This window comes from Amaricoccus sp., from assembly GCF_017993425.1.
Lineage (GTDB): Bacteria > Pseudomonadota > Alphaproteobacteria > Rhodobacterales > Rhodobacteraceae > Amaricoccus.
Map to the genome: position 1 here is coordinate 40,435 of NZ_JAGOMQ010000022.1, position 17,485 is coordinate 57,919.

Genomic DNA, 17,485 nt, shown 5'->3' on the forward strand with positions numbered 1-17,485 from the left:
GCCCGCTTCGGTCGCTCGGCGCGCGCGCTCTCCGGGGATCCAGCAGGGAGGGCAGGCGTCGTGTGGTGTGGGATCCAAAAGTTACAATGTAACACATTAAATGAAATCAATGGCTTGGGTAATTTTCACGCGTGAACACCTGCGCCGGGCCTTGTCGCGTGGCGGCGGCGCCGGCACTATTCGCCGGCACGGCCGGACCGCGTCCGGGCCTCGACGGGGGACGGATGCTCAGGATCGCGACGATCGCGGACAAGGAGGCCGTCGAGGCCGAGGCGCCCTTCGAGGCCCGCATGACCGCGCGCACCCTCCACCAGCAGCTCCGCGAGACCGCCGGGCGCTTCCCCGGCCGCCGGGCGACCACCTTCCGGCTGAAGTCCGGCCCCGCCGACAAGGTGGTGAGCCTCACCTGGAGCGAGCTCCTCTCCGAGGTCACCCGCGCCGCCAACCTGCTGCGCCGGCTCGGGGTGGGGCCGCAGGACGCGGTCGCCTACATCCTGCCGAACTGCCTCGAGGCCCCCGTCGCGCTCCTCGCCGGCGCCACCGCCGGGGTGGTGGTCCCGATCAACCCGCTGCTCTCCGCCCCCCATATCGGCGGCCTGCTGGAGGAGGTCGGGGCCAAGGTCGTCGTCACCCTCGCGCCCTTCCCGAAGACCGACCTCGCCCAGAAGGTGGCCGAGGCCGTCGCGCTCGCCCCCACCGTGACCCACGTCCTCGAGGTCGACCTCGCCCGCTACCTCGCGCCGCCGGTCTCCTGGATCGTCCCCTTCCTCCGGCCGAAGCTGGAGGCCCGCAACTCCGCCCGCCGCCTCGACTTCCGCAAGGCCTGCGCCGCCGAGCGCGGCGACGCCCTCGACTTCCCCGAGGCCGATCCCGACCGCGCCTGCGCCGCCTTCCACACCGGGGGCACCACCGGCCTCCCCCGCATCGCCCGGCACCGCGCCAGGGGCATCCTCTACAACGGCTGGCTCGGCAGCTCCTACATCTTCTCCGAGCAGGACGTGCTGATGTGCCCGCTCCCGATGTTCCACGTGCTGGCGGCCTACCCGATCTTCATGTCCTGCCTCGTCTCCGGCGCAGAGCTGGTGCTGCCCACCCCGCAGGGCTACCGCGGCGAGGGGGTGATCGCGAACTTCTGGAAGCTCGTCGCCCGCCACCGCGCCACCTTCCTGATCATCGTCCCTACCGCCGCCTCCGCGCTGATGCAGCGCCCCGTCGACGCCGACGTCTCGACCCTCCGCTTCGCCATCTCCGGCTCCGCCGCCATGCCGGTCGAGCTCTTCCACCGCTTCGAGGCGGCGACCGGGCTGAAGATCTGCGAGGGCTACGGCATGACCGAGGCGACCTGCCTCGTCTCGATCAACCCGCCCTGGGGCGAGCGCAAGGTCGGCTCCGTCGGCTTCCCCTTCGTCTACACCGACGTGAAGATCCGCGACTGCGACCTCGACGGCGCCGTCCTGCGCGACTGCGGCCCCGACGAGGTCGGCGAGATCTGCGTGAAGAACCCCGGCGTCAACCCCGAGGTCTACGCCGACGCCCACCGCAACCGCGGCATGCTGACCCCGGACGGCTACCTGCGCACCGGCGACCTCGGCCGCCTCGACGCCGACGGCTACATCTGGATCACCGGCCGCGCCAAGGACCTGATCATCCGCGGCGGCCACAACATCGACCCCTCCACCATCGAGGAGGCGCTGCTCGGCCACCCCGCCGTCGCGCTCGCCGGCGCGATCGGCCAGCCCGACGCCCATTCCGGCGAGGCCCCCGCGGTCTACGTCGAGCTCGTCGCCGGCGGCGAGGCCACCCCGGCCGAGCTCTCCGCCTGGCTCGCCGAGCGCGTCCCCGAACGCGCCGCCGCGCCGAAGCACGTCGAGGTCCTGCCGGAGCTCCCGAAGACCGCGGTCGGCAAGATCTTCAAGCCCGACCTGCGCCGCCTCGCCATCGCCCGCGTCTTCGACGCCACCCTCGCCGCCGCCGGGGCCGGCGCCCGCGTCGGCCTCGTCGAGGAGGACCGCCGCCTCGGCCTCGTCGCGGTGCTCGACCCCGGCCCGGCCGGCGCCGCGGAGGCCGACACGGTCGCCGCCGCCCTCGCCCCCTTCGTCACCCGCTGGCGCTGGCGCAGCGCCGCCGCCTGACGCCTTTTCCTCGTCGGCTGACTGGTTCCCTCGCCTCCGCGAGCGGCGAGAATTCGCCCAAGCGGTTAATAGCGTCGCCGCTCGGGTTGACCGAAAGCGCTTGCGCCGCCACCCTTAGGGCGAAGGAGGTCAAAGGCAAGGCGCGTTACGAAGAACATGGCGACGTCGACGGGGGGGTCGACGACACGGGGATTCTGAATCCTCGATCGCCGCAATCTCACCAACTCGCGCAAGGCTAATCAATTCTCGGCGAACGCTCGCGTTTCGCCGCTGCCGACGTGCGCGCTGCTGCGCGCCGCGAGAAAGCCAGCTCGTGATCCGGCCCCAGGCCGCGATCCCGGACCACGATGCCCGAGGGCAAGAAGGAGTCTTCAATTTGTCCACTTTTACGGTTGCGACGCAGTCGCAGCTCACCGCCGCGCTGCGCAATGCGTCGTCCGGCGACACGATCCGGCTGCAGAGCGGGTCCTATGACCTGAAGATGTCGAGCAGCCGCCAGAACGACTTCGAGTTCAACAGCAACGTCACGATCACCTCGGCGAGCAAGGATCGCCCCGCCTCGATCAAGCAGATGGTGCTGAACGAGGTCTCGAACGTGACGCTGTCGGACCTGGTCATGGACTTCGAGCGCGGCGGGTCGGTCTCCGGGCCGCTCGAGCGCGACAAGAAGTTCTTCGTCCAGGAATCTTCGCACGTCACCTTCGACAACGTCACCTTCCAGGGCGAGGTCCGCAACGGCTACGGCACGGGCCTCGGGCTGCGGGTGAAGCAGTCGAGCGACATCGAGGTGCTCGACAGCGAGTTCCTCAATCTCGAGAACGGGCTGAACTTCTCGAACGTCTCCGACGTCCACATCTCCGGCAACACCACCCGGCGCATCTCGAACGACGCGATGAGCTTCGGCGGCATCGACGGCATGGTGCTCGAGGACAACGACTTCATCGACTTCCACTCCAACCCGAACCAGCGGCACAAGGATGCGATCCAGTTCCGGCTGACCAAGACGGAGCCCGGGACCCGCGACATCGTCATCCAGAACAACAGGATCGACAATCCGGAGTCGACGCACGGCATCCTGTTCGGGAACGCGGCGTTCAAGAGCGGCGATCGCGACGCCTTCTACCGCGACATCACCGTCTCGGGGAACGACCTGCATACGGCGCACATGATGGGCATCTATGTCGAGAGCGCGATCGGCGTCGACATTCGCAACAACGTGCTCACGCATAACGGGGCGGACGGGTTCAACAAGCTGGTCAACATCCCGGTCATCACCGTCTCGACCAACTCGCGGGACGTCAGCATCCTCGGGAACAAGGTCTCGAACGTCCAGAAGGCGGAGAGTTCCAGCTGGACGGTCAGCGGCAACGATACGAGCGGCGCGACGGCGCTCGCGGCGACCAAGGCCTCCGCCACGCAGGCGACCGCGCGGGTGATGGCGGCGGATGTCGGGACGGCGGCGGAGAAGACCGTGGCGGCCACCGCCGTGGCCGATGCGGGGCAGGAGCATCGGGCGACGCCCGCCGGGCTGAAGCAGGGCGGGGTGACGGCGCCGGCGCTCGACTTCGACGCGGGGGACCAGTTCGTGTTCACGCGGTTCCACGACAACACGTTCCGGGATGCGCCGGGGGGCAATGCCGTCCACGACTTCTTCGACGGCAGCGCCGTCAGGATCGACAGCGTGGTCGACCTCGCCGAGCTCGTCGCGCACTCGCCGGCGATCTCGGCGGAGGTGAACGAGGCGCGGGACACGCTGACGCTCGCGATCGACCAGGGATCGGACGGCGTGGTCAAGGCGACGTTCGAGGGGCTTGGGCACGCCTTCCTCTTGGTGGACCCGGACCTCTTCTGAGCGAGCCCCGGGGGGCGGATCGCCGCGGCGCGGCGGTCCGCCTCAGGCGAGCGCGGGGACGCCGAGGGCGCGGCGCATCCGCTCGACCACCACCTCGGCCATGCGGTTGATCCGCGCCACCCGGGCGTCGTCCTGGTGGCGGACGAGGTAGAAGGCCCGCAGGATGCGGATGTCCTCGGGGAGCACGACGGCGAGCTCGTCGTGCTCGCGCGCCACGAAGTCCGGCAGGATGCAGAGGCCGCAGCCGCGCAGCGCCCAGCGGAGCTGCATGATCAGCGAGTTCGAGGTCAGCGAGGGCTCGGCCGAGCGGCCGAGGAGCGCGTAGTAGTCGAGCTCCTTGTCGAAGATCATGTCGGAGATGTAGCCGATGCCGCGGACGCCCTCGAGGTCGTCCATGCCGCGCACCGGGCCGAGGCCGGCGACGAGATCCTTCTGCCCGTAGAGCCGCAGCCGGTAGTCGGCGATCTTGCGGACGGTCAGCCGCCCGGCGCTCGGGGGCGAGACGGTGATGGCGAGGTCGGCCTCGCGCTTGGAGAGCGAGAACATCCGCGGCAGCGCCACCACCTGAACCTGGAGGTCGGGGTTGTCGCGGCTGAGGGCGTCGCAGGCGTCGATGAGGAGGTAGTTCGAGACGCCGTCGGGCGCGCCGATGCGGACGGTGCCGGAGAGGCTGTCGGACTGGCCGCCGGCGTCCTCCACGGCGGCGGCGGCGATCGTCTCCATCGCCTGGGCGTGGTCGAGCAGGCTGCGCCCGGCCTCGGTCAGCGTGTAGCCCTGGGGCGAGCGGTCGAAGAACTTCGAGCCGAGCGCCACCTCGAGGGCGCCGATCCGGCGGCCGACCGTCGCCGGGTCGAGCCCGAGGCTGCGGCCGGCGTTCTGCAGCCGCGACTGGCGGGCCACCGCCAGGAACACGCGCAGGTCGTCCCATTTCATCTTGCTTTTTTGCATGGCCGGTTTGTAGCACGCGGAAAGGCCGCTGCAAATTCGCAAGCGGGCCATGGACCTGCGGGCGAGGGGGCGCCATATGGGCTTCGGGCGCCCGCGCCGCGCTCGCTCCCGGTCGCCGCCATGCCCGAGCTCGTCGTCAAGCCGAAGACCGAAACCGAGGCCCGCGCCCGTCCGGCGCGGCCGCCGCTCTATCGGGTGCTGCTGCTGAACGACGACTATACCCCCCGCGACTTCGTGGTGGGGGTGCTGCGGCTGGTGTTCCGGCTGAATTCGGACCAGGCGCGCCGGGTCATGCTGATCGCCCATACGCGGGGCCTGAGCGTGGTGGCGGTCTATACCCGCGACGTCGCCGAGACCAAGGCGACGCAGGCGACGGAGCACGGACGGCGCGAGGGCTATCCGCTGACCTTCCAGACCCAGCCCGAGTCCTCGGAAGACGGGGCCTGAGCCGCCCGCGGCGTGAAGTCGGCGCGGCTGTTCACGCGTGAAAATTCGCTAAGCCATTGATTCTGTGTAATCGTGAAGGGGACCTTGCCGGCCGTAGGTCGGTTGGGCCAACCGATCCGCGTGACATGCTGCACGTCGGTGGAGCGGAAGCCCGGTCGGAAGCAGGTCGCGACATCGAAGCCAGACGGATTTGACCCGTGGCAAATCCGTCCGCGATCGCCCCTCGGGGGGCGAGCGCGTTACCGCGCTCGCCGGGGCGCTCACGGACGGATTGCTCGCGACGGAGAAATCTCGACCCCTCACGGCTTCCGCGCCAACGCGCTCCAGCCGTCGGCGCGGCGAAAGCCGTGCTTTCGCTTGTCGCGCCGGGCCTCGCGGGCAAGCCCGCTTCGGTCGGTCGGTCGGTCGGTCGGCGCGCGCGCCCCGTGGATCCAGCAGGCGTCGTGTAGTGTGCGGCCGTAGGGTTCCTTGCCGGCCCCGGGGGCGTCGGCCGGCGGGCATGAAAAGGGCCCGGAACGGCGTTCCGGGCCCCCTCCTGTGTCGTGCGTGGCGTCGCTCAGTGCTCGCCGCCCGCCATCGCCGCCTCGCGGAGCTCCTCCTCGGTGGCGCTCGCGCCGTTGAAGAGGACGTTCAGGAGGACCGCGCCGATCGCGGCGAGGATGATGCCGCTGTCGATCAGCGGATGGATCGCGTGCGGCAGCCACATCTTGAAGTCGGGCGCGACGAGCGGGATCATGCCGAGGCCGATCGAGATCGCGACGACGAAGAGGTTGTTGCGGCCGGTGGTGAAGTCGACGCGGCCGAGGATGCGCACGCCGGTCGCGGCGACCATGCCGAACATCACGAGGCCCGCGCCGCCGAGGACGACCGTCGGCAAGGCCTCGACGAGGGCGCCCATCTTGGGGATGAGTCCGAGGACCACCATGATGGCGCCGCCGGCGACGCAGACGTAGCGCGAGCGGATGCCGGTGACCCCGACGAGGCCGACGTTCTGGCTGAACGAGGTGTAGGGGAAGGTGTTGAAGACGCCGCCGATCACCGTGCCGAGGCCGTCCATCCGGAGGCCCGCCGAGAGCGCCGGCTGGGTGAGCTTCTTGCCGGTGATGTCGGAGAGGGCGAGAAACATGCCGGTCGACTCGATCAGCGTCACCAGCATGACGATGGTCATCGTGGCGATCATCACCGGGTCGAAGATCGGCATGCCGAAGTGGAAGGGCCGGATCGGCGCGAACCAGGCGGCGGCGGCGACCTTCTCGAAGTGCATCATCCCGAGCGACGCGGCGATGACCCCGCCGACGACGATGCCGAGCAGGACGGCGATGTTGGAGAGGAAGCCCCGGGCGAAGCGGGCGAAGCCGATGACGACGGCGAGCACGATGATCGAGAGGATGATGTTGGTCACCGGCGCGTAGAGCGGGTTCGGCACCGAGGCGGCGAGCTTGATGCCCTCGGGCGCCGGGGGGATCGCGCCGGCGCCGGCCTTCGCGGCGTCGAGCCAGGCGGTGTTGGCCGGGTCGACGAGCATCGGCGCGGTCGGGCCGAAGGGGTTGCCGAAGATCCAGTTGATGCCGATCCGCATCAGCGAGATGCCGATGACGAGGATGATCGTGCCGGTCACCACCGGCGGGAAGAAGCGCAGCGCCCGGCTGGCGAGGGGCGCGATCAGGATGCCGACGACGCCGGCGCCGATGATCGAGCCGAAGATCATCCGCGCCCCGTCGATGCCGGGATGGCTGGCGGCGATCGACAGCATCGGGCCGACGGAGGCGAAGGTCACGCCCATCATCACCGGCATGCGCACGCCGAACCAGGGCGTGGCGCCGTAGGATTGCAGGATCGAGACCACGCCGCAGCAGAAGAGGTCGGCCGAGATCAGGAAGGCGACGTCCTCGGGCGCGAGCTGGAGCGCGCGGCCGATGATGAGCGGAACGGCGATGGCGCCGGCGTACATGACGAGGACGTGCTGGAGGCCAAGCGCGAACAGCTTTGGCGCTGGCAGCATCTCGTCGACGGTGTGAACGGCGTCTGTCGCCATGGGTGTCTCCTCGGTGTTGGCAAATTTCGGGCTGGCAGGCGGCGCTTCGAGACGTCGTCGCCCGATCGAGCCGTATTGGGCCTTCCTTCCCCCTCCCGAGCAGGCGGGGTCGTGGGGCCGCGTCAATGGTCGGTCAGGCGGGGTCCGTTGTCCAGCATTGCGACGGGGGGCAAAATCGACAGGACTTTCGCGCGCTGCCTTAAAATCCTGCCAGGGGGGGGGCGTGCGCGCGGCGTGCGGCGGCGTGGACAGGCGGGCCGCCGAGGCATAGGATCCCGCGGGGATCGTCCTCGGGGCTACGCGATCGCGGCGTCCGGGGCAACGGGCGGCGGCGCGCGCGACGCCGCCGGCACAGGGGGGCGCGGGATGGCGGCGACCAATCTCGTCTATGTTTCCATCGACGACATGCGGGCGGTCGACGACTGGGGGCGGTTCGCCGACCTGGTGGTGACGCCCAACATGGACCGGCTGGCGGCCATGGGGACGACGTTCGAGCGGACGGTCTCGCAGGTGCCGCTCTGCAACCCCTCGCGCTCCAGCGTGCTGAGCGGGACGCAGCCGAACAAGACCGGGGTGCTCGACAACCAGATGCCCTGGACCGAGCGGATCGACGCGGCCGACACGCTGCCGGCGGTGCTGAAGGCGGCCGGCGCCTACGTGGCGAGCTTCGGCAAGATCTTCCATACCGAGGTCACCATCGACGCGGCGCGCCAGTCGGTGATGTTCGACGAATACCTGCCCGGGGCCTCGGTCAACGGCCAGCGCTCCAATGTCGTGGTGGACGAGCTCTATCACGATTTCCCGTTCAATTCCGGGCGGTATCGAGGCAACGACCTGCAGGACGAGCGCAACGTCGCGGCGGCCGTCGACTTCCTCGAGAACCGGGCGGGCGATCTCGACGCGCCGTTCTTCCTCGCCGTCGGCATCTCGAAGCCGCATCTGAGCTGGTGGGTGCCGGGGCGGTATTTCGACCTCTACGACCCGGCGGCGATCCGCACGGCGCTGACCCGCAGCCTGCAGGACGGCACGATCATTCCCGGGAACGGCGAGTATTTCGACGTGCCGCCGATGAGCGTGCCCTCGCCGGAGCATGCGGGGATCGCCGCCGACATCGACCTCTGGGCCGACTATATCCACGCCTATCTCGCCTCGGTCAGCTATGCCGACGCGAAGCTCGGGCAGGTGCTCGACGCGCTGGAGGCGGACCCCGCGCTCGCGGCCGACACGGCGATCCTGATGTGGAGCGACCACGGCTACCATCTCGGCGACAAGGACCGCTGGGGCAAGTTCACCCACTGGCGCGAGTCGACCGAGGTGCCGTTCATCCTCGTCGACCCGGACCAGCCCGGCGGGCGGACGGCGCGGCAGGTGGTGAGCCTCGTCGACCTGTTCCCGACCGTGCTCGACATGATGGGGATCGACGCGCCGGCGCGGCTGGAGCTCGACGGCGACAGCCTGATGCCGATCATGAGCAATCCGCGGACGAGCTGGTACGATCCGGCGAGCGGCCGCGGGGTGGCGCTGACCACGATCGACGGCTCGGTCTCGGTGCGCGCCGCGGTGCCGGGGGTGGGCGACATCCGCTACACGATCTATCCCGACGGCACGGAGGAGCTCTACGATATCGGCCGCGACCCGAACGAGCACGTGAACCGGGTGGACTACGCGACGGGCGAGGGGCTGACGGCGGCGGACGACGCGCTCCGGGCGACGATGCGCGGGCTGATGGACCAGCAGCTCGCGGAGCACGACTACCTGCGGAGCGACGGCGTCAATCCGGTGCGCGGGACGGCGGCGGACGAGCTCATCATCGGCGCGAACCTCGAGACGGGGCGCGACGATCTCGGGGGGCGCGGCGGGGACGACGTCTACGTGATCTATCGCGACGCGCGGATCGTCGAGACGGCGGGCGGGGGCGACGATCTGGTGATCATCCGCGACGAGGTTCTGGAGCGGAGCTTCCAGCTGCCGCAGAACGTGGAGTCGGTGCAGGTGCGGGTCGGCTTCACCGGCGGCGGCCGGGCGAGCACGATCATCGGCAGCGAGCTCGCGAACGACCTGCGCGGCGGCGGGGGCGCGGACGTGCTGCTGGGGCTCGCGGGCGCCGACATGCTGTTCGGGGACGGCGGGCGGGACACGCTGCGCGGGTCCTACGCCGACGACCGGCTGACCGGGGGCGGCGGGGCGGACACGCTGGAGGGCGGGTCGGGGAACGACGTCTTCGTCTATCTGGCGGGGCGGGACTCGCGGCCGGCGGACGCCGACGTGATCCTCGGCTTCGACGGGCGCGGGAGCGCGGCGGGGGACCTGATCGACCTGTCGGCGCTCGACGCCGACACGCGGGTCGACGGCAACCAGGCCTTCCGCTTCGGCGGCACGGGCGGCGGGCGGATCCGGCTGATCGACAATGCGGCGGGCGAGACGGAGGTTCTGGCCAACGTCGACGGCGATCCGGACGTGGAGTTCCGCATCGTCATCCGCGACGGCTCCGCCCCGGCGTCGGCCTACACGGCGGCGGATTTCGCGCTGTAGGGCAGGGCGCGTCCGGACGGAAGCGTCCGGGGGTAGAGCTCCGCAGTCGTCCGCGAGGGCTGGGGCAGGCGGCGGCCTGCACGGCGGCGGATTCGCGGCGGAGGGGGAGGTTCGGATGGGGCGGGAGCGTCCGGGACGGGATCAGATCTGCTTCTCGGGCATCTGCACGACGAGGCCGTCGAGGGCGTCGCTGACCTTGAGCTGGCAGGTGAGGCGCGAGCGGACCGGGTCGGGCTCCCAGGCGAAGTCGAGCATGTCCTGCTCCATCATCTCCTTCGGCGGCAGGCGGTCGACCCAGGCCTCGTCGACGTAAACGTGGCAGGTCGAGCAGGCGCAGGCGCCGCCGCAATCGGCCTCGATGCCGGGGATGTTGTTGTCGCGGGCGCCCTCCATCACCGTCAGGCCGCTCGGCACCTCGACCTCGTGCGGGGTGCCGTTGTGCTCGATATAGGTGATGCGCGCCATTTCCGTCCTGCCTGCAAGTGGAACGGCGCCTTATCTAGCGAGCCCGACGCGCCGCCGCCAGCCCTGCTCCCGGGCCTCGTCCGGCCGCGCTTGCCGGGAGGGGGCGCCTTCGCTATGTGTCGGGCGGGGATTTCCAAGGCGGAGGCGGCGGATGCGGCGCGTTGTGATCACCGGACTCGGCATGGTGAGCCCGCTCGCCTGCGGCGTGGAGGAGACCTGGGCGCGGCTGGTCGCGGGCCAGTCCGGCGCCGGGCCGATCACCCGCTTCGACGCGGGCGCGCTCGCCACCCGGATCGCCTGCGAGGTTCCGCTCGGCGACGGGTCGGACGGGACGTTCAACGCCGACGACTGGATGTCGCCGAAGGAGAGCCGCAAGGTCGACACCTTCATCCTCTTCGCCATGGCCGCGGCCGAGCAGGCGGTGACGGACGCCGGCTGGAAGCCGGAGGACGAGGAGGAGCGCCTGCGCACCGGGGTGATGATCGGCTCGGGGATCGGCGGGCTCGCCACCATCGCCGAGACCTCGCTCATCCTGCGCGACAAGGGGCCGCGGAGGGTGTCGCCGTTCTTCATCCCGGGGAGCCTCATCAACCTCTGCTCCGGGCAGGCTTCGATCCGCTACGGGTTCAAGGGGCCGAACCATGCGGTGGTGACCGCCTGCTCGACCGGGGCCCATGCGATCGGCGACGCGGCGCGGCTGATCATGTGGGGCGACGCCGACGTGATGGTGGCGGGCGGCGCCGAGGCGGCGATCTGCGAGCTGGGGATCGCCGGGTTCAACGCCTGCAAGGCGCTGTCGACCGGGTTCAACGACGCGCCGGAGAAGGCGAGCCGGCCCTATGACCGCGACCGCGACGGGTTCGTGATGGGCGAGGGCGCCGGGGTCGTGGTGCTGGAGGAGCTGGAGCACGCCAAGGCCCGGGGGGCGAAGATCTACGCCGAGGTCGCCGGCTACGGGCTTTCGGGCGACGCCTATCACATCACCGCGCCGGCGCCGGACGGGGACGGGGGCTACCGGGCGATGCAGGCGGCGCTGCGGAGCGCCGGGATCACCCCGGACGAGATCGACTACGTCAACGCCCATGGCACCTCGACGCCGATGGGCGACGAGATCGAGCTCAACTCGGTGGCGCGGCTCCTCGGCGGCCATGCGGGGCGGGCGACGATGTCCTCGACGAAGTCGGCGACCGGGCACCTGCTCGGGGCGGCGGGGGCGATCGAGGCGATCTTCTGCGTGCTCGCGCTCCGCGACCAGGTGGCGCCGCCGACGCTCAACCTGGAGAACCCCTCGGTCGACACGCCCCTCGATCTCGCGCCGCTGAAGGCGCGGGAGCGCGAGATCCGGGTGGCGCTGTCGAACTCCTTCGGATTCGGCGGCACCAACGCCTCGCTGGTGCTGAAGCAGGTCGCGTGAGGCCCCGGCGATGATGCGTCATGTCGCCGCCAACGTGCTGACGCTGCTCGTCCTCGGCCTCGTGCTGGTCCTCGGCGTCATCACCTGGGGCCAGTCGCAGTTCCGCGCGCCCGGGCCGCTGACCGCGCCGCTGCGGCTGGAGGTCGCCCGCGGCGAGGGGCTCGGCAGCGTCGCCGATCGGCTGGAGGCGGCGGGGGCGATCTCGAACGCCTCGGTGTTCCGCATCGGGGCCCGCTACGCCGGGCTCGACGCCGGGATCAAGTTCGGCGAGTACGAGTTCCCGGCCGGCGTCTCGATGCAGGCGATCCTCGACCAGATGAACACGGGCGGCAACGTCGTCCGCCAGGTGGTGATCCCCGAGGGCTGGACGAGCTGGCAGGTGGTGGAGGCGCTGCGGGCGCGGGAGGACCTGAGCGGCGAGATCGCCGAGGTTCCCGCGGAGGGCAGCCTCGCCCCGGCCGGCTACGACTACCAGCGCGGCGACGACCGGCAGGCGATGCTCGACCGGATGCGGGCCGAGCAGGACCGGACGCTGGCCGAGGCCTGGGCGGGGCGCGACCCGGACCTGCCGCTCCGGACGCCGGAGGAGCTGCTGGTGCTCGCCTCGATCGTCGAGAAGGAGACCGGGGTTGCCGAGGAGCGCAGCCGGGTTGCCGGGGTCTTCGTCAACCGGCTGAAGCGGGGGATGCGGCTCCAGACGGATCCGACGGTGATCTACGGCATCACCAAGGGCCGCGAGACGCTGGGGCGGGGCCTGCGGGCGAGCGAGCTCGCTGCGGCGACGCCGTTCAACACCTATGTGATCGGGGGCCTGCCGCCGACGCCGATCGCCAATCCGGGCCGGGCCTCGATCCTGGCGGCGGCGAACCCGGAGCGGACGGACTTCCTCTATTTCGTGGCCGACGGGTCGGGGGGGCATGTCTTCGCCCGGACGCTCGAGGAGCATAACGCCAACGTCAACGCCTGGCGCCGGCTGGAGGCGCAGCGGGCGCTGGAGGCGCAGCGGGCGCTGGAGGCGGAGAAGGGCGGAGCGGCCGGGCAGGGCGAGGGCGGGGCGGCGACGGGGCAGTGAGAGTGCAGGGAGAAAATGTCGCACAGCGCGACGCTATTCACTGCATTGATATTGAATGATAAAAGACGCGAAGTAATTTTGTTGCGCGACGTTGGCGGCCGTCAGTCGGGCGCGTAGAGGCGCTCGATCTCGTCGAGGACGAGGTCGGTCAGCCGGCCGGTGGCCTCGCGGCCGGTGAGGTGCGGGCGCCAGCCGTCGCGGGTGCGCTCGCGGCGGATGGTGACGGCGTAGCGCGGGCGGAGCACGAGTTGAGCGAGAAAATCGCGCAATTGGGAATTTTACTGAATTTGTGCACAAATATATTTCGAAATATATTTCGAAAATATTTTGAATATAAACGGTGAAAATCATTACATCGTCATCAGCGCCGCATTTCGCGGCGCCGTTCGACTCACTTTGCAGTTCCGCCGTCCCTGCCCCAACCGCTCCGCGTCGAGCCGGGTGACATGCGCATGTCACCCGGCGGGCGCCGTCGCGGGACGGGCCGCGCCGCTTGGGAGGGGCGGCTGGCCGGGAGGCAGGAACCGTGTCGCACAGCGGGGCGCAACCAAGGTGCGGACGGCCCAACCGTCCGCCAGCCTGGCGCGACGCTCGGGGCGGGCGGCGGTGACGCAGCGGCGACGGGGCAGCGCGCCGCGGGCGGAACGGCGGAGCGCATGCGACGTCGACGCGGCGCCTTGGGTCCGGCCGCCGGAGGCGGGCGGAGGGGTGTTGCGCGGCAGAAGAACGGGGCGCGCGGTGGTTGGGGGCGTGCAACCTGAGGTTGACAGGGCGCGCGGTCGAAGGTATAGCTCCGGGCAAGCTGGAAGAAGTGGGTCGGCAGGACGGGCGAGAGCCCGGGCCTGCCGTTTCTTTTCTGCCCGGGCGGAGCAGCCAGGGCTCATGTCACATGACGATTTCAGCAGCAGAGGAGTTGCGTTCGGCCGACGTGCTCGAGCGTAACTATGAAATGTACCGTGATCTCTCCTTGGCTTTGAAGGAACGGATCGCGCAGATCAAGGGCGGGGCCGACTTCGACCCCGACTGCAAGGCGACCATGGATGCTCTCCAGAAGCAGTCCAAGGCGCTGCAAACCGTACTCGATCTCGAGGCAAGTCTTGCAAAACGAACCAGAATCTGGGGCGACGCCGGAAACGGCGGCGCGGAGCTCGACCTCGCCGCGGCGCGGGCCGAGATCGCTCGGAGACTTGCCGCGTGGTCCGGGGAAGGGTGATCTCGAGGGGTTTCTCGACACGCTCTCCCCGAACGCGCTGATGGCGCTGCCGTGGCTCTTCGAGCATTGGGCGATCGAAGGGCACCAGCTCGCCCCCGACGGGGACTGGTCGACCTGGGTGATCCTGGGCGGCCGGGGGGCGGGCAAGACCAGGGCCGGATCCGAATGGGTCCGGTCCATGGTCGAGGGCGGCCGGCCGGGCGACCCGGGGCGCAGGTCCCGGGTCGCCCTGGTCGGCGAGACGCTCGACCAGGTCCGCGAGGTGATGATCTTCGGGGAGAGCGGCATCCTCGCCTGCTCGCCCCCCGACCGCCGGCCGGAGTGGCAGGCGACGCGCAAGCGGCTGGTCTGGCCGAACGGCGCGGTGGCGCAGACCTTCTCGGCCTCCGATCCGGAGAGCTTGCGGGGGCCGCAGTTCGACTGCGCCTGGTGCGACGAGCTGGCGAAGTGGCGCAAGGGCCAGGAGGCCTGGGACATGCTGCGCTTCGCGCTCCGGCTCGGCGAGCTGCCGCAGGCGCTGGTGACGACGAGCCCGCGGAGCGTGCCGCTCCTGCAGGCGATCCTGGACGAGGCCGGCACGGTGGTGACGCGGGCGCCGACCTCGGCGAACCGGATGCATCTGGCGCGGAGCTTCCTCGAGACGGTGACGCGGGCCTATGCCGGCTCGAAGCTCGGGCGGCAGGAGCTCGACGGCGAGATCGTCCGCGATCTCGACGGGGCGCTCTGGCCCTGGGAGCTGATCGAGGCGGCGCACCGGCCGGGGCCGGAGACGCTCGACCGGGTGGTGGTGGCGGTCGACCCGCCGGCCACCGCGGGCGGCGACGAATGCGGGATTGTGGTGGTCGGCGCCGTCACAGACGGGCCGCCGACCGGCTGGCGGGCCGAGGTGCTGGCGGATGCGAGCATTGCGGCGGCCAGCCCGAACGGCTGGGCGGAGCGGGCGGTGGAGGCCTTCCACCGCCATCGCGCCGACCGGCTGGTGGCGGAGGTGAACCAGGGCGGCGACATGGTGGCGACGCTGATCCGCCAGGTCGACCCGCTGGTGCCGTTCCGCGCCGTGCGGGCGAGCCAGGGCAAGGCGGCGCGGGCGGAGCCCGTGGCGGCGCTCTACGAGCAGGGGCGGGTGACGCATCGCGGCGTCTTTGCCGCGCTCGAGGCGCAGATGGCGCAGATGACGACCGGCGGCTTCGCCGGCAAGGGCAGTCCCGACCGGGTGGACGCGCTGGTGTGGGCGATCACCGAGCTGATCGTCGACCCGGCCTCGCGGCATCTCCGGCCGCAGATTCGCGGGCTCTGAGCCCCTCGGGCGGCGACGCCCTTCGTGAGCAGACAGCAAGGAGCAGGCTGGCCATGGTCTGGCAGATATTCCGCATGTCGAAGCCGCCGGCGGCGCCCGAGGCGAAGTCCTCGGCCGCGGCGCCGACGCTGGCGTTCCACGGGGCGGGGCGGGCGGCCTGGTCGTCGCGCGACGTGCCCACGCTGACCCGTATCGGCTTCCAGGGCAACCCGGTGGCGTTCCGCTGCGTGAAGCTGATCGCCGAGGCGGCGGCGGCGGTGCCGCTGGTGGTGCAGGACGCGGCGCGGCGGTTCGACGCGCATCCGCTGCTGGAGCTTCTCGTGTCGCCCAATCCGGGGCAGAGCGGCGCGGAGCTGATGGAGGCGTTCTACGGCTATCTGCTGCTGACCGGCGACGCCTATCTGGAGGCGGCGGGCGAGGTGGCGGGCGGCGGGCCGCGCGAGCTCTACGTGCTGCGGTCGGACCGGATGACGGTGGTTCCGGGGACGGACGGCTGGCCGGTGGCGTTCGAGTATGCGGTGGGCGCGAAGAAGCATGTCTTCGACATGCGGGCCGAGCGGCCGCCGGTGCTGCACGTCAAGAGCTTCCATCCGCAGGACGACCATTACGGGCTGAGCCCGCTGCAGTCGGCGGCGGCGGCGATCGACGTGCACAACTCGGCCGCGGCCTGGTCGAAGGCGCTGCTCGACAACGCGGCGCGGCCCTCGGGCGCGATCGTCTATCGCGGCGTCGACGGGCACGGGGCGCTGGGCGCCGACCAGTATGCGCGGCTGGTCGAGGAGCTGGAGATCAACCACCAGGGCGCGCGGAACGCCGGGCGGCCGATGCTGCTCGAGGGCGGGCTCGACTGGAAGCCGATGGGGTTCTCGCCCTCGGACATGGAGTTTCATCGCACCAAGGAGGCGGCGGCGCGCGACGTGGCGCTCGCGTTCGGGGTGCCGCCGATGCTGCTCGGGCTGCCGGGTGACAACACCTATGCGAACTACGCCGAGGCGCACCGGGCGTTCTACAGGCTGACGGTGCTGCCGATGGTCGCGAAGACCATGGCGGCGATCTCGGGCTGGCTGCCGCTCTACTACGGCGAGGGCTTCCAGCTGAAGGTCGATGACGACAACGTGCCGGCGCTCGCCGAGGAGCGCGAGGCGCTGTGGCGGCGGATCGCCGGCGCGAGCTTTCTCAGCGACGCGGAGAAGCGCCAGCTGCTCGGCCTGCCGGCCGCGGGCGGCGCCTGATGCGCGCCGCGGCCCGTGGGGGCGGATCGCGGTTCCTCTACGAGCCCTTCGACGCGGCGCATGTCCGCATCGATGCGAACGAGCGCATCACCGAGGAGCGCTGGCGACAGCTGGAGCGGCGCCTCGAGGACATCGAGGAGACGCTGGAGCGGCTGGAGGGGCGGGTCTGGGTCGCCGTCTACGGCGCGGCGTCGCTGATCCTCGCCGACATCGCCTACGGGCTGATCCGCATGAGCATCTCTTGAGGGACGCAACCATGACGCAAGGCATCGCCGGCTATCCGGCGCTCGAGACCAAGTTCCGCCGCTTCGACGGCGAGCTGGCGCTGAAGGACGGCGCGGTGATCGCCGGGTACGCGAGCCTGTTCGGCGCGACCGACCAGGGCGGCGACGCGGTGCAGAAGGGGGCCTATGCCGGCTCGCTCGCGCGGCTCTCCCGCAGCGGCCACGCGGTCAAGATGCTGTGGCAGCACGACCCGACGCGCCCGATCGGCGTGTGGGACGAGGTGCGCGAGGACGAGCGGGGCCTTTTCGTGAAGGGCCGGCTCCTCCTCGAGGTTCAGGCGGCCCGGGAGGCGCATGTGCTCCTCCAGGCCGGGGCGATCGACGGGCTCTCGATCGGCTACCGCACGATCCGCTCCGAGAAGTCGGGCGCGGGCGGGCGGCTCCTGCACGAGGTCGAGCTCTGGGAGGTGTCGCTCGTGACCTTCCCGATGCTGCCGCAGGCGCGGGTGCAGGCGGAGCCCGCCGAGGGCGACGCCGAGCTGGCGCGGACGCTCGCGGAGACCTTCCGCGCGGCGCGGGAGATGCTGGCGTGACCGACGCCGGCGAAAGGAACAGCAAGCAA

15 protein-coding genes are annotated in these 17,485 nt (G+C 70.7%); 11 read left to right on the top strand and 4 right to left on the bottom strand.

Translation table 11 applies throughout. The annotated features are described in order from the left end of the window. Window positions 1–224 precede the first annotated feature (224 nt). Both KBB57_RS11955 and KBB57_RS11960 read left to right on the top strand, forming a co-directional pair. On the top strand, window positions 225–2,132 hold the full coding sequence (locus KBB57_RS11955; protein ID WP_290750341.1) for an acyl-CoA synthetase: 1,908 nt from the start codon (window positions 225–227) through the stop codon (window positions 2,130–2,132). Between the two features lie 376 nt (window positions 2,133–2,508). After that, entirely contained in the window at window positions 2,509–3,984 is a 1,476-nt protein-coding gene (locus tag KBB57_RS11960; RefSeq protein WP_290750344.1) for a right-handed parallel beta-helix repeat-containing protein, read from the top strand. Window positions 3,985–4,026: 42 nt separating this feature from the next. On the opposite strand, the gene KBB57_RS11965 is transcribed toward KBB57_RS11960, so the two are convergent. After that, complete coding sequence (locus KBB57_RS11965; protein WP_290750416.1) at window positions 4,027–4,917, bottom strand: LysR family transcriptional regulator; 891 nt, start codon at window positions 4,915–4,917, stop codon at window positions 4,027–4,029. 135 nt (window positions 4,918–5,052) lie between these two features. On the opposite strand from KBB57_RS11965, the gene KBB57_RS11970 reads away from it, so the two are divergent. Beyond that, a complete protein-coding gene (locus KBB57_RS11970; RefSeq protein WP_290750347.1) occupies window positions 5,053–5,379 on the top strand; it encodes an ATP-dependent Clp protease adaptor ClpS in 327 nt (108 codons plus the stop codon). Window positions 5,380–5,935: 556 nt separating this feature from the next. Here KBB57_RS11970 and KBB57_RS11975 read toward each other — a convergent pair. After that, the gene (locus KBB57_RS11975) at window positions 5,936–7,414 is read right to left on the bottom strand and encodes a nucleobase:cation symporter-2 family protein (RefSeq protein WP_290750350.1); all 1,479 of its coding nucleotides are present in this window, start codon (window positions 7,412–7,414) and stop codon (window positions 5,936–5,938) included. Window positions 7,415–7,780: 366 nt separating this feature from the next. Between KBB57_RS11975 and KBB57_RS11980 the strand changes: the two genes are divergently transcribed. After that, window positions 7,781–9,946 carry a sulfatase-like hydrolase/transferase gene (locus tag KBB57_RS11980; RefSeq protein WP_290750351.1) on the top strand — a complete coding sequence of 722 codons (2,166 nt, stop codon included), beginning with the start codon at window positions 7,781–7,783 and terminating at the stop codon, window positions 9,944–9,946. A gap of 141 nt (window positions 9,947–10,087) precedes the next feature. On the opposite strand, the gene KBB57_RS11985 is transcribed toward KBB57_RS11980, so the two are convergent. Beyond that, window positions 10,088–10,411: a 2Fe-2S iron-sulfur cluster-binding protein gene (locus tag KBB57_RS11985; protein ID WP_290750354.1), complete on the bottom strand. Its 324-nt coding sequence runs from the start codon at window positions 10,409–10,411 to the stop codon at window positions 10,088–10,090. Between the two features lie 151 nt (window positions 10,412–10,562). Here KBB57_RS11985 and fabF point away from each other — a divergent pair, with 151 nt between their 5' ends. Beyond that, window positions 10,563–11,825, top strand: a complete 1,263-nt coding sequence (gene fabF / locus KBB57_RS11990; protein WP_290750357.1) for a beta-ketoacyl-ACP synthase II — start codon at window positions 10,563–10,565, stop codon at window positions 11,823–11,825. 10 nt (window positions 11,826–11,835) lie between these two features. After that, window positions 11,836–12,897 carry an endolytic transglycosylase MltG gene (mltG, locus tag KBB57_RS11995; RefSeq protein ID WP_290750359.1) on the top strand — a complete coding sequence of 354 codons (1,062 nt, stop codon included), beginning with the start codon at window positions 11,836–11,838 and terminating at the stop codon, window positions 12,895–12,897. A 101-nt stretch (window positions 12,898–12,998) separates the two neighbouring features. Here the strand turns inward: mltG and KBB57_RS12000 are convergent, their stop codons facing one another. Then, the gene (locus tag KBB57_RS12000; RefSeq protein ID WP_290750361.1) at window positions 12,999–13,166 is read right to left on the bottom strand and encodes a hypothetical protein; all 168 of its coding nucleotides are present in this window, start codon (window positions 13,164–13,166) and stop codon (window positions 12,999–13,001) included. Window positions 13,167–13,786: 620 nt separating this feature from the next. Between KBB57_RS12000 and KBB57_RS12005 the strand changes: the two genes are divergently transcribed. From KBB57_RS12005 to KBB57_RS12025, 5 genes are read left to right on the top strand one after another with little or no spacing between them, the layout of a single operon-like run. Continuing rightward, complete coding sequence (locus tag KBB57_RS12005) at window positions 13,787–14,110, top strand: hypothetical protein (protein WP_290750363.1); 324 nt, start codon at window positions 13,787–13,789, stop codon at window positions 14,108–14,110. 40 nt (window positions 14,111–14,150) lie between these two features. Continuing rightward, window positions 14,151–15,407: a terminase family protein gene (locus KBB57_RS12010; RefSeq protein ID WP_290750419.1), complete on the top strand. Its 1,257-nt coding sequence runs from the start codon at window positions 14,151–14,153 to the stop codon at window positions 15,405–15,407. Between the two features lie 53 nt (window positions 15,408–15,460). Next, window positions 15,461–16,639 (top strand): phage portal protein, encoded by a 1,179-nt coding sequence (locus KBB57_RS12015; protein ID WP_290750365.1) that lies wholly within the window; start codon window positions 15,461–15,463, stop codon window positions 16,637–16,639. Then, window positions 16,639–16,884 (top strand): hypothetical protein, encoded by a 246-nt coding sequence (locus KBB57_RS12020; protein ID WP_290750367.1) that lies wholly within the window; start codon window positions 16,639–16,641, stop codon window positions 16,882–16,884. The genes KBB57_RS12015 and KBB57_RS12020 overlap by 1 nt, the downstream gene beginning before the upstream one ends. Before the next feature lie 11 nt (window positions 16,885–16,895). Continuing rightward, window positions 16,896–17,456, top strand: coding sequence for an HK97 family phage prohead protease (locus KBB57_RS12025; RefSeq protein WP_290750370.1), 561 nt, complete (start codon window positions 16,896–16,898; stop codon window positions 17,454–17,456). Window positions 17,457–17,485: the final 29 nt, after the last annotated feature.

Excerpts from the sequence above, each read along its gene's own strand:
- KBB57_RS11955 (WP_290750341.1), top strand. The coding sequence starts at position 225 with ATGCTCAGGATCGCGACGATCGCGGACAAGGAGGCCGTCGAGGCCGAG.
- KBB57_RS11965 (WP_290750416.1), bottom strand. The coding sequence starts at position 4,917 with ATGAAATGGGACGACCTGCGCGTGTTCCTGGCGGTGGCCCGCCAGTCG.
- KBB57_RS11970 (WP_290750347.1), top strand. The coding sequence starts at position 5,053 with ATGCCCGAGCTCGTCGTCAAGCCGAAGACCGAAACCGAGGCCCGCGCC.
- KBB57_RS11975 (WP_290750350.1), bottom strand. The coding sequence starts at position 7,414 with ATGGCGACAGACGCCGTTCACACCGTCGACGAGATGCTGCCAGCGCCA.
- KBB57_RS11980 (WP_290750351.1), top strand. The coding sequence starts at position 7,781 with ATGGCGGCGACCAATCTCGTCTATGTTTCCATCGACGACATGCGGGCG.
- KBB57_RS11985 (WP_290750354.1), bottom strand. The coding sequence starts at position 10,411 with ATGGCGCGCATCACCTATATCGAGCACAACGGCACCCCGCACGAGGTC.
- fabF (WP_290750357.1), top strand. The coding sequence starts at position 10,563 with ATGCGGCGCGTTGTGATCACCGGACTCGGCATGGTGAGCCCGCTCGCC.
- mltG (WP_290750359.1), top strand. The coding sequence starts at position 11,836 with ATGATGCGTCATGTCGCCGCCAACGTGCTGACGCTGCTCGTCCTCGGC.
- KBB57_RS12005 (WP_290750363.1), top strand. The coding sequence starts at position 13,787 with ATGACGATTTCAGCAGCAGAGGAGTTGCGTTCGGCCGACGTGCTCGAG.
- KBB57_RS12010 (WP_290750419.1), top strand. The coding sequence starts at position 14,151 with ATGGCGCTGCCGTGGCTCTTCGAGCATTGGGCGATCGAAGGGCACCAG.
- KBB57_RS12015 (WP_290750365.1), top strand. The coding sequence starts at position 15,461 with ATGGTCTGGCAGATATTCCGCATGTCGAAGCCGCCGGCGGCGCCCGAG.
- KBB57_RS12020 (WP_290750367.1), top strand. The coding sequence starts at position 16,639 with ATGCGCGCCGCGGCCCGTGGGGGCGGATCGCGGTTCCTCTACGAGCCC.
- KBB57_RS12025 (WP_290750370.1), top strand. The coding sequence starts at position 16,896 with ATGACGCAAGGCATCGCCGGCTATCCGGCGCTCGAGACCAAGTTCCGC.